Annotated in this window: 2 protein-coding genes; both read right to left on the reverse strand. The window is 51.6% G+C overall.

Features of this window, described 5'->3' with window-relative positions:
- Positions 1–89: 89 nt before the first annotated feature.
- Positions 90–10,829, reverse strand: coding sequence for a Tc toxin subunit A-related protein (locus tag K3T83_RS37395; protein WP_220207993.1), 10,740 nt, complete (start codon positions 10,827–10,829; stop codon positions 90–92).
- 14 nt (positions 10,830–10,843) lie between these two features.
- Positions 10,844–11,773: a hypothetical protein gene (locus tag K3T83_RS37400; protein ID WP_220207994.1), complete on the reverse strand. Its 930-nt coding sequence runs from the start codon at positions 11,771–11,773 to the stop codon at positions 10,844–10,846.
- Between the last annotated feature and the right edge of the window lie 289 nt (positions 11,774–12,062).

Raw genomic sequence — 12,062 nt, forward strand, 5'->3', positions numbered from 1 at the left:
ATAAATTAGCAGAGGTAAATACATTTAGATTGGCAAATCACACATTGTCTTAACACTCTCTACGAGCATGACGGCAGAAGCCCTATAGCTCAGGTAATCTGTCCGGCTCTGTAATGACACACCATCAATATATCATCTATCTTGACGACATCCGCTTGAGGTATTGTGAACTGCCACTTGGCATCTGTTTCTATTGCATTAACCACCTGCGCTTTAGTCCAAGTCAACGTCTTCTTACGCAAACGGCCAACCGCTGCTCCCTCGGTTATTGACGGAGTGTTTTTATCTGGCGATGTGATCGTTAATGTCGGAAATGTATCGCTGAGATTCGTCGCGTTTGACCTTGGTAAGACATACAAGTCCACTTTTGAAATTGTGATCGGTTTTCGGTCAAGTAAAAATGGAAAACGGTTTTTTGTTATGACGAATTCCTGTACCCCTGTGCTTGTAAGTCTGTGCCACTCAGTAGCAAATTCCTGACGTAAGCTGAACAAATGCGCAAATCCTTGTTCACCTTGTGCTGCAACTATTGCATTGACAGCATCATCAAGTCCATTTTTTGCTAATATCTTGAGTGATCCTCCCGCATCGCGGGCTGTATATCGAATATGAAGAACAACATCTGAAATCGTCGAGTAGTCAAATGGTCGGAAGGTGGCGGGTAATACCAGTCGCCATGTGCTGATGACACCAGCACCTTCGAAAGGTAGGTACCGCTCGTCGCGGAAGTTGAGTTCGAACATTCCTGAATCATTTTGGCCCGTACTGGTCGCGATAGACTGCGCAGGGAGGTACGAAGCCCTGAAGTTATCCTCGTCAGAGTAGCTGTTGTTAGCTACCGTGCTCTTAACACGCAGTTTGCTAGACAACAAAGTTAGCGTGCCGCTAAGACTGGTATAAGGGCCGACAATGCAGGGAACCGAAATACTTACGCTTTTGATGCGCCTGAAGTAGTGCCCTGGAAAGTCCAAGTCGAATAAAACTTCGGGAATCTTGAACTCACACTCGCCGTTTTCTTGAAGTTGGACGAGGGCGAATGGATCTAGCTCTCGTAGTGATACATGCTTCGTAATCTCAAATTCACGAGCGTTCTGATTCAGATAAGCAACCTCCATGCGTTTGATGTCCGATAACAGCATTTCACCCGCCAGTAAACCCTTCTTCAGGCTGTCCCAGTAGCCAAACTTGATGAATGTAGTATCAACACCAAGCTCATGCATAAAGCATTGTTCGGCCCGTTTTGCCACGTCATAGGCCAACTGATAGGACTGGAAGTGCAGGTTCGCAAGTTGTCCACTCATCCATGTATACAATTCCTGATTAGAGAACTTACTGTGCATGAACTTCTCTATTTCACTCGCGTTTGCGGCTTGCAAATCATGATTTCTCAGTTCCTGAGTCGCGATAGCCATACGCAAAGTGCTTGCCTTCAATTGTTCGCTAAGTTGCGCAATTTCCCAACAGGCGAGCTGTGCTTGCAGCAGCCAATCGCTAGCTCGGCGTTGATAGCCAGCGAGCATGGAATGAAGGGTCCCGCGATATGTGTGCTCACTGGCTTTAGAATCAGTGGCTGAAGCTGCAAAATTAGCAACCTTAGAAAGCAAGGTACCCCCGAGCTGGAACTGGACCACAGGACTACTCGCGAATCCCTGTGCACCAAGGGTAAAGTCCGGGATCATCGCCAGCATCTGCGCGACCAGTCTTTGGTCCGCTGCTTTCTGCTGCAGGTCATGGGCGCTCTTGAGTTCATCGAGCTGGCGCTTCTCCGCAGCATTCATTGGCACTTGTGCGGTATCCATACCTTGAGAAGGAAGGGATGTAGACAATGCTTCCGCTGCACGCGCCATTGTCTGCTTGATAACGTCCAGACTTTTGGCAGTGATTGGGTCGATCATCGTTGTGACTGATTGTGCGAAGGCAGTGGCTGTACTAATGGTTTCCAGCGCTACCGCGCCGAGCCTTTCCAAGGTTGGGCCTACAACTGGCCCTGTCGGTATGGACAAAGGACCCAATTGCGAGATCAATCCGATATAGTGAGTAAAGCGTGTCTGTGCGGATTGGAGGCTGACTCCAATAGCATCCATGTTGGTCTTGGCTTCCAGCAGCTGGGCTTCTTTGACAAGCCGTACTTGTTTCATCATTTGCAGTTCATGATTGGAACGCATCAGGGCGAGCGCTTCGGCATCACCCTTTTCAATAGCACTTAGGAGGGATGCACCCAGCGACTTCACCTCTGCACACAATTCATTTGCTTTCTGAGCCATGATATTAAAGCGATAAAGCGGTAGCGGAGCCTGCGAGTCGGCAAGTACCTCTGCTAAATCGATACCAGCTGCAGCAGCTCTAACGAGTAGGGCGGGATCAATAGGCGGTTGAAACAGCGCAAGCTGCCGTACAACACCATCAATGTTCATACAGTTTCGGAGTTTGAAGAGCTTGTCCTCTACCTGGTCGTAGTATTCATCAAGCTTTGGGTTATTCGGGACGCAAAAGTAAAGGGACTGCAAGTTTCCCGGTGCGGGTGATCCAGATCCCGATGATGCGTTGGGAATTAGGTTTTCGGCTTCGACTAGGGCGTTGGTAAGATCATCCGGCTGCGATGCTGCAAGCTCTGTAAACGACTTCAACACGGGCCGGGTCCGAGGCGGAATCCCCTCGGGACGACGGCCCAAAATCTGCGCCGCTAAAATATATAACTGCGTCGCTTCATTGAGAGACTCCATTGTGTCGTGACGAAAGAGTTGATCCGCCCACGCGATGATATTGTCAAGATACTTCATCACAACAGCGTACATATAGGAGCGGAGACGCATCCGTGCGACAAGGTGCGGCTTAAAGGGCTGATCTTTCCATTGGGCGATGATGCTTTGAAACTCAAGCTTCTCGCGAGACTGGTCTTTCGGATCGGCCAGACGTTGGACTAACTCATCAAGGCGCAGGCCCGGCAACTCACGGAACGGTCGGAAGCGCCAATAGCGTGCGGGTGATTCGTCCGTTGAGTCATCGGTTGGATCGAAGATGTAATGGAACCACTGCCGCGCTTCTTCAAAACGTTGATTCTTGCTGAGGCTGCAGGCGATTGCGAAAGGAACGTGAAAGAACAACTCGTAGTTGTATGTCGATGAGGCTGAGTAGAGCGAATATTCCAGGTCGCCGTCAGGATTGGCCAAGACCACAGTTGGAACGGCCTGATATTCATTGAAGTATTCTGATGGGGGATGCACTGTGCGGCTTTGCGACTCGAATGATAGGAGTCTCTCCACTCCATAGCGGACCAGAGTCTTTCGCAGCCGAGTCGCCTGGGGCCAATCGAGCGCGTAGAAGTGGAGACACGGGACTTCCTCTGCTGACGATAATCTGAGCTGCCGTATAGGATAGACAAAGAAACGATAGAGGCGATCAGACACGAAGAAGGGTGCTGCCCTGGCGCTCTCAGTAATGGGTAGGGTCGGTGTGAGAGGGGGAGCAGAAAACGGATGGGAGGGGATCTCCGCTGAATACATAACCTCCACATTTCGCGGTATCTTCTTGAGTACAAGGAGGGAATTCGTCGTTCCGGTATTCAGGGAAATGGAATTGCCATTTGACGAACCGGTACTCATTCTGTAGTGAAAATCCACCTTCTCTGGTGCCCTTCCATCCACAGGGGTCTCCGTTGTTTGCGAAGGGGTCTGCTCAAAGCGATAGGTGTATGTACTGCTGACGTATGCGTATGTGCCACTGGCCCTGACAACTCTCTGTCCGTCAAAGAGCAGCGTTGTAAACGGCTGATACTCGTTATAGTAGTTATTATTGTAGAGGCCGGTGATCGTCACCCCTCCTTCTTGGACCGAGAGCCAGAAGAAGAAAAAGTCGGTTGTGTTGGCTGCTGTTCTCCTTGATTCTGTGGGCATTGCTGCATCCACACGCACGTTCAACATATCATCTTGAGCCAGACGCCGACTGGTCCACGCGCCGCTCTTATACTCGCTCCAGGCAAGCTTGAAGCGCCAGAACTTTCTTGGCGGCGTCGGGTCCGCTGCGTCCTGCTTGAGCTCGGCAGCCGACGGTTCATCGGACTCAGCCGAAAAGATCGCCCAGAACAGAAACAAGCGTCCCTGCCAGACAATGGAAAACAGATGATTACCTTCAATATCAAGCGAGACAGCCTGCCATGAAGTCCACAGGCCCGTCGAGTTCGACCTGTTTTGCGGATCGAGGTTACGGAACTGGCGATACCAATAGGTGTGAGGCTGTGAAAGGGTTCTGGCGAAGATATGCGTGACCAATAGACGATTATCGTCATCGTAGCTTGAAGATGTTGCCACGAACTCCATCTTAGAAAAATCGGTCAACTTTTCAAGGAAGGTTTGCATTGCTAATTGAGCTTTGTCGCTTGTGGCATCTCCCTGCTGGAGACTACTGACAAGATCTTCAAAGAAGGGGGTCTTGTCATCTCTCAGTTCCGGCTCAATCCAGTTCTCTGGATATAGAAGCACTTTGCGGTTGGCTTCCCAGACACGGTAATTTTTCATCCAGGCCCAGTACTGCTTATTGATCGCATTGGGGGGCGCATCCAGCTCCAATTGCATGAGGCAGCGTTGGATGAAGAGCTGAACCGAACTGATGGCTTGCACAATACGGGAGGTCATCATGCAAGGCCCCATCTGAGGGTCAATTAAATAGTAGCCGTAGAGATCGTTTGCATCCCGAACCTGCCGTACGTGAACAAGATAATCCACGGTTGCATCCCGCCGCCGCTGTCGGATTTGATCGAGCACCTTATCCTCATCCTCAGACCAACTACCTTCGGTGGAGCCCCCAAGAGCAATCTGGCGGAGAGTCTGCACCTCGGTCTCTGCTTCGGTGGCAGGACGTGTTGCGATTTGCATACGCTTCACTTTCACAAAAAGAGTTGCAGGGAGACTCGTTTTTCGGCTCAACTCGAGACAGGTGACCAATTTCAACAGCTGTGTTGGATCGCGGAACCATGCCGAGGCAGTGATATTCAATCCATCAGAACTTGCGAGTATTCGAAGGGTTGATTCGCTGCAATTTAGCGCCGCCGCAAGCTGTGGATAGTCGATGACGGCCCGCTGCGCTGCCGCCAGAGTTTTAAGCAAGCCAGAGACTCCCATTTCTGCATTTTTTACTAAGGCAAAGAGACTCGCCAATGCCGTTAGTGATGCCCATAGGCCGGGTGGGATACTTGTGATTCGTGTTGTCGGGAGCTGCGTCAGGTCAAGCCCACTCCAGCTGTCGCGGAGCCATGCCACCTGAGATGCACTCATGCCGAGCTTCTCTACAAAATTTCCTAGAATGAGTAATTGTGCCGCCGCATCAAAAGCCTGCGGAAATGCAGCCCGTGACGCTCTCGTGGCCGGGTCACTGGCAAGCAACAGGGTACTGGTAAGCAGGGACTCGAAATCAGGAGTTTCGACGCCAGGCACTGCTGGCATGGCAGCGAGGTCGAGCAAGGCCTGGGCCGTTTCAATGGGGCATCCCAGATCCTGAACAAGCGCGGCACTCAGTTGTGCGTGGAGCTTTTGGCTGCGCCACTTCGGTAACAGAATTTCGAGAAGCAGTCCGCTGCGCTCCTGTAAGCCAATAGTATCGAGCAGCACTTCTTCAATCGCTATGCCGTATGCGGCATTTTCACGAACACTGAGCGAGTTCTCGGCAAAGGGAACATAGGTGTTAGACGAGGTGTAAAGGGCGTCGACTGCCCCTGACACGTTGGCGATGGCAGGTAGTGAAGCTCCCAGAGCTTTCAGCCCCGCGACATCTGCTTGCATCATCCATCCGACAAAGCAGAGTTCGTTGGTTGCTCGTTCGTAATAGAAGCGTCCTCGCCATTCGGATGGTACTTCAAATGCTTGGTTCAACGTGATTGCGAGACTAGCCCGATGTATGGGGAGGCTCTTTGCGCGAAGCAAGGCTTGCGCTGACTTGAGGGAGGCTTCGCGGCGCACGGCCTCAGAATCGAGTGCCGCCAATGCTGCTTGCAGATTGCCTGAGACGGCAGGCAGGATTAGGGCGAGAGCATCATGTAACGCTGTTGGACGCGTAGAGTGTGGCGCAATGAGACGTTTGGAAGCGGCATCATAAGTGACTGGTGATGGCAACGTTACGCCAGCGGGTAGAGGTGGCATCATATCTAGGGGGGCTTCGTAATCGCCCCAGCTCACGTCAAGGACTTCTGCTCCCAGGACGCTCGCGATCAGCCGTTCATCCCAACCTAGCCCTGTCAGAACTTTAATCAGCAAAGCACTGCGCTGGTCTGCTGTGACTGTGGTTTCATCGCGAATCGAGCGGCTCTCACTTCTGGTGGTGGTCAGCAAGGCTTCTGCGCGTTGTTCCAGATTTTCCGATGCTGATTCGCCTGGTCCGCGAAGTAACTGGTTTGCTTCTGAAATCGAAAGACCAAGTGTATCGAGAGTCTCCTGTGCCTCTAACAACATCAGCACTGTATGAGGGTTGGCGGCGGCCAGCGGGTTGATCCCAGACAATGTCATAAGCATCTGCAGTTCAGCGATTGGTCTACGAATGATGCGACGCAACACGCTGTACTTGTAGAGAGTTGTCAGGTTGGCGAGAGACAACTCATCGTTTACCATGCCGGGTGCTGTCAAGACACGAACCGTTACCCACAGCGTCGGATTGGCCCCTGCCGTTGACGCGATAGTTGCGCGAAGATAGGGTTTCACACCAGAATAGCTGAAACGACTAAGCAAAGGTGTCGCTGAATTGATGACAAATGGGTTCGGGACGCTCATGTCCTGAGCGGGGACATCCGTAAATGTGATCCCATCATCAGAATGTTGAATCAAAAGCGAAAATGTCGCTCCCACTGATAATACCCCGATGACAATTTCAACCTCTTTGAGCGACACCCTGCCAACATCAACAGGGACACCAGTCATGGATGTACCATTGAGTTGCATCGGCTGAATACAAACCGTACCAGCGGGCAATAGAGAGGCGAACTCGCTCTCAGGCAGGGCGAGCGCCGCCGCTACATAGGTCAGGTGGTCACTGATGCGTATCTTGGGTAGACCGTTTGCTGGAGATGTCACTCGTTCGAGTCCACTGCCTGCCGCATTGATCCGAAACTCGGCAAGGCGAGGTTTTCCGAGTGTGGGGTTATCAAACCAGAACTGGTAGCGCGAGAGCGCCCGCGTGGGACGTGAACCGGAGTGCTCCCAGTAAAGCGTGGTATCGAGGGTTGGCACGCCAAACAGGTCGATGAGATTCGCGACAGGAACGGCGGTCATGTCACGTAAGCGGGCTATATTCGCCACGAAAAGGAGAAAGGATTCGGTAAACGCCACGGTATTGTTGTTGCCAGTGGTGTATGTCGGATTTGTCTTGATCGCCTGATCTAGTTCGGTCGTAGTCCATCCAAGTCGTCTCCAGAGACGAACGAATAGATGAATGCGTCGGACAAGCGCGGCATCCATTGCCTCAAGTCTCATTAAGGCTGTATCGCATTCATCATCGGTAATTTCGAGTCGGGGCCCATCCGCTCGAACAAAGCGCGTTTCCAACACATTTAGCAATTCACGATGCGTGAGTCGGGCTCGTGACCGCAGCAGCGAAACATTCTTCAACAACATATACCAATCTGGCGGGTCAAAGCGATCAATGCCTGCTCCCTGCCAATGGATCTGACCAAGCGCTGGATCGAAGGTTCCCTGTGCGCCGGCGATAGGGTCAAACACTCCCTCCGCCCCGACGGAAGAGTTTGCAAACCCCCAATCCTGATAGTCTGGCTTTGAGGCGCTGGCTGGCAGTACCAAGATATCTCGTTCTGCGGGGCTGATATTCAAAGCTTCACATGCGGCATCTATATCCGTCCATTGAGCGCTTCCAGCGAAGGCCAGCATTATCTCCTCTCTGGTCGCACCAAGATGATCCAGCCAGGTGTTCGCCTCATCTCTGACGACATCGAATGGCAGCTTCCAGGGAAAATGAGCCTTTGATACATTGTTTGCTGTTGAACTCAGCAGTTTCGACCAGGGCCGATAGCTCTTAAGGACACCAGAGACAGATTGGGGATATGCTCGAATGCGATATGCACCATACACAACGCCAATCAGGCGCAACTTCATTCCAGACTGCAGATCTCTGATCAACCACGAATTGAACGAAGCCCCCCCACTGTTCTGTACATCTGCCGCACGCATGGCGGTTCGGTTCTCACTCAAAGGGAGACCCCACGATGCCAAGTCGTCTGCCAGTGTATTTGGAACCTCTCCTTGGTTCAGATTGTTGTCGAAATCGGGATTCGGGTTCTGTGGGGTTCCCCCGCGGATAACCCTATAACCAAGTCCCGACTCCCAGTCCGGTGCCTCCAAAATCTCCAAGACCAGATCAATGTATGGCAATGTGATGTCCGTGTTGTCGCCGCTCAAATCAAGTTCAGCGAGATCGGGCCGTCTTTGGAGCAGCACTTGAAGAGCCGTTTTGTTGTTGATCTTCGGGCCGCGATCCAGCATTTGGAGTAGATCCGCGAGATAAGCTGCAGCGCCATAGAGCGAGGCACCATGCTCACACTCGCAATAGTCTTGATTACCAAATAGCTGCTGCAAATTGGCAGGTAGAATCAAACTGCTTCCACCTGCTCCCCCACCAACCCCAAGGGAGAAAGTGGACATCTGACCGTTTGGTGCAGGAATGACGGGTAGGTTCCTCCCACCAAAGCGGGGACTATGCATCAAGACCAGGGCCTCTGTTGTAGCGACGATGCCAGCCGCGAGATCATATATGCGCCCTGATTCCGCTTCGTCTTCAATCATGGGTCGGATATCCTGTATAAAGACTTCGCGTGATTGCAAGCGCAGAACATCGCGGGCAGACTCGTAACCGCTTGATAAGAGCGGACCAATGTATTCAAGACTCGGAGTCAACCTTGCGATGCGCTCGATCTTCAACAACTCGAGTGTGATTGCTTTAATCGTCTCGTCCGATAGCTCTCCCCAATTGATGTTGTCTGAGGCCAAGAAGGCAAGAATGGGTTGCTCCTTATAGCGCAATGCTGGATTAGCCGAGAGAAAGGCATTGATTGGCTCTTTGAGTTCAGGCGTAATAGGAATACGATCTGATGCAATCCGATGTTGAATGAAAGGCGTGGGATGCATGAGTTCGACAGTGCGCGCAATTTGCTGGCCATACTGGATTGCGCGCTCCTCCTCTGTCGCTGCTTCGATTTCAGCGGGAACTCCATACTGTCTTGCAAATTCAATCCAATCCTTCGCATCATACGTGACCAGATCGGACAGCGAGGAGTCGCCCACTTGCGGTATGGCCTGCATGAGGGGCATATATCCGCGCGTCAATGTCATCAGGCGAAGCATGCGCTGAACCGAGTTGAAAAGGTCATCGTCGTCAAGTACTTTGCGGATCTCCTGCCAGGGCAGTCCATTCTCAGGTGTTGCAGTAACCACCATGGCTGCGATTCGTCTGCCTCGTCCATCTGGTTCGTCGAGCTCAAGGCGATCTGCTTGAGGGATCATACGCAGTACGTCCCCCAAACTTGCTGCCTCTCCATCCCTGGTAGGTTGCAGAGCGTCATCTACGCGGAGTTCGCCCAGGGTATGACGCAATTGATCTCTATTCGATTGATCAAGCGGGGGAATATCTGTCCGCGCAATGGCCCGATCTAGCGAGACCATTAGATCATCCGTTGATCGGTGAATGATTTCGTTGAACACCTGTGGCTGCCCGTCTCGAAACCAACCATAAAACACCTCCGCAGGAATGCCACTTGCTTGACCTTTGGATACTTGTACACGTGGTTTGATCCTTGGTGAATCGGATGCTCTATCGAGTGGAAGCTGTGTTCCACGTGCGAGATTTGCGGCTTGGCGGAGCAAATCGATTTGTTGCCTGTCATTGCCGGTATATCCAGCCAGAAATTCAATATCGGGGTCGGTCAATTCGTACAGTGGAATATCCATAAGAACAGGGATAAGCTGTGCCGTTAGGCGTTCGTATTCTGACAAATTCTCATCTAAGGGTTTTACATCAAGGTTAACGGTTACTTCTTCCTTGGCGTTGAAAATAATATCCGAAGCGGCCAGCTCGTGACCCTCTAGATCGTAGACACGAACGACCAAGTTGGCGCTACCCTTTTCCGCGCGGCTGAATTGCTCGGCGGTGTAGGTAATCTCATAGTGCCCGAATTGATCTGCACTCACCTCTCCCAGCAGTTCTTCGCTTCGCATATCTCTATCGAAGGCACACACGAGTGCACCAACAAGCGGCGTGCCATCAATCTGACGAACCAGTCCACGAACAACGAAAGGATCAGGGACAATGAGATCAATAACAGCATCCGCGGTCGCGTTGACAATGGGGTTGCCTCTCACTAGCATTGTGTTGCTGCCATCGTAAACTAGAACGACGAGGTTTGTGGCCTGCTTACCAGGCTGTTGAAGTTGTTCGAGTTTGTATGTGATGTAGTACTGACCTTGCGCATCTAGCTGGACCTCTCCAAGTAGTGTCAGTTTGCTGGTATCGATATTCTGATCAAAGGCACGCACAATGCCTGTATTGAAGGGCTGACCATCGCTCTGCGTCACCTGACCGCGTACAACACGCTCCTTCGGCAATATGTCATCAACGGCCTTGTTGATAGCCCTGGCTGTCTCGGCATCCACTATGCCCGTAGGTTCGATCCGATGCTCCTTCTGGAAGCGGGCAACTGCCTCGTGTGTCCCCTTCCCGAAGAAGGCGCGCTGTTGCTCGTCATCGGGTATCGGCAAGCCGAGCGGTACAAGTTCGCTGTGCAACAGGCGCACATCGTCGCCGCTGAGATCTAGCTTCAGGTCTCGTCCTTGTAGGTTCATGATGCTTACTCCATCTATGTCGTCGTATCTGTCTGCTGCTCGTTTTGCGCTAATGGGACAACCTGTTCTAATAATTGCTGGCGGTCAAGTAAGCGTTGGAATTCTTCCTTGCTGTTAACCAGGGCAATGAAGGGCGCTTTTCGACATATCAACTCACGTATACGCTTGTCGGTCTGGATGTTGGGTATATCCTCATAATGTGATGAGTCCCACTCGTAAAGCGCTTCTTTCAGATACGTATCGAAGTTTTTTCTCGTGAGCCACTCGCTATGTTCCCAGATGGATTGCGTTCCTAGTTGCGTCCATTCATCAGGTACTCCAGGCTGTACGACAGCTCGCATCTCTGGGTCTTCGATAAAGTTCCGAATAATGGTACCAGCGATCCCTGGAGAAAGTGATGGCGTCAGAAAGTAGATCATACTCCTAGTCATAGCGTTCAAAAGAGCCTGTTCAAACCAGGGATATGTCTCATTCAAAGCTGTACGTACAGCGTCGGGCGAAGTCAGTCCAATCAAACGGCGGTGATACTCTCCCGTGCTCTCCACAAAAACGACACACTTGACGCCTCGCATTGTCTGTAAAAACACCATGAAGATAAAGACACGCGAGATAAGCCAGGAATGTCCTTTTTTAATATCAACAATGAGGTAGTCCCAGTGGGTCGTTACCCCAATCCTTTCAAAAAGGGTCATAAATGCTGTGCTGCTGACCTCTCCACCAGCCATCTCTGAGTTCTGAGGGATGTTTGGATCAGACCAAGGCGAAGGAGGATTTGGCAAGGTGGCGAGTTCGATAGAGATCTCGAAGGCTGAGAGTTTGGTGACGCGCCCACCCAGGCCAGCAATGAGCACTGTCAATGGTTTGCGGAAGGAGAGCAAACCAACAACAACCACTACAGGCCAGGCCAGGACATTCACCAACTCTATAAAGGTTTTCCAGTCCATCGTGTCGCTCCTATCTAGATGGAGACATCGTCGCCCTCTGTGAGTTCGCAGCCCTGGTGATGCATACTGAAGTTCCCCTTCTCGGTTCGACCCAATTGCTCCAGGAGCACCACGTGACTCCTGTCCTTCGGTGCTTCCCAGATTTCCTTACTTACTCCTACTTGTCTAGTCTTTTGTTTCTGTGACCTGCCAGGCGGTGCAACGCCACTATTACTCTTGCCATATCCGCAAGTCGCTGTACATACGGTCATAATAGATGGAGTATGCCCCTACATCCAGCCATTCTTGC

It is taken from the genome of Reticulibacter mediterranei (assembly GCF_016587455.1).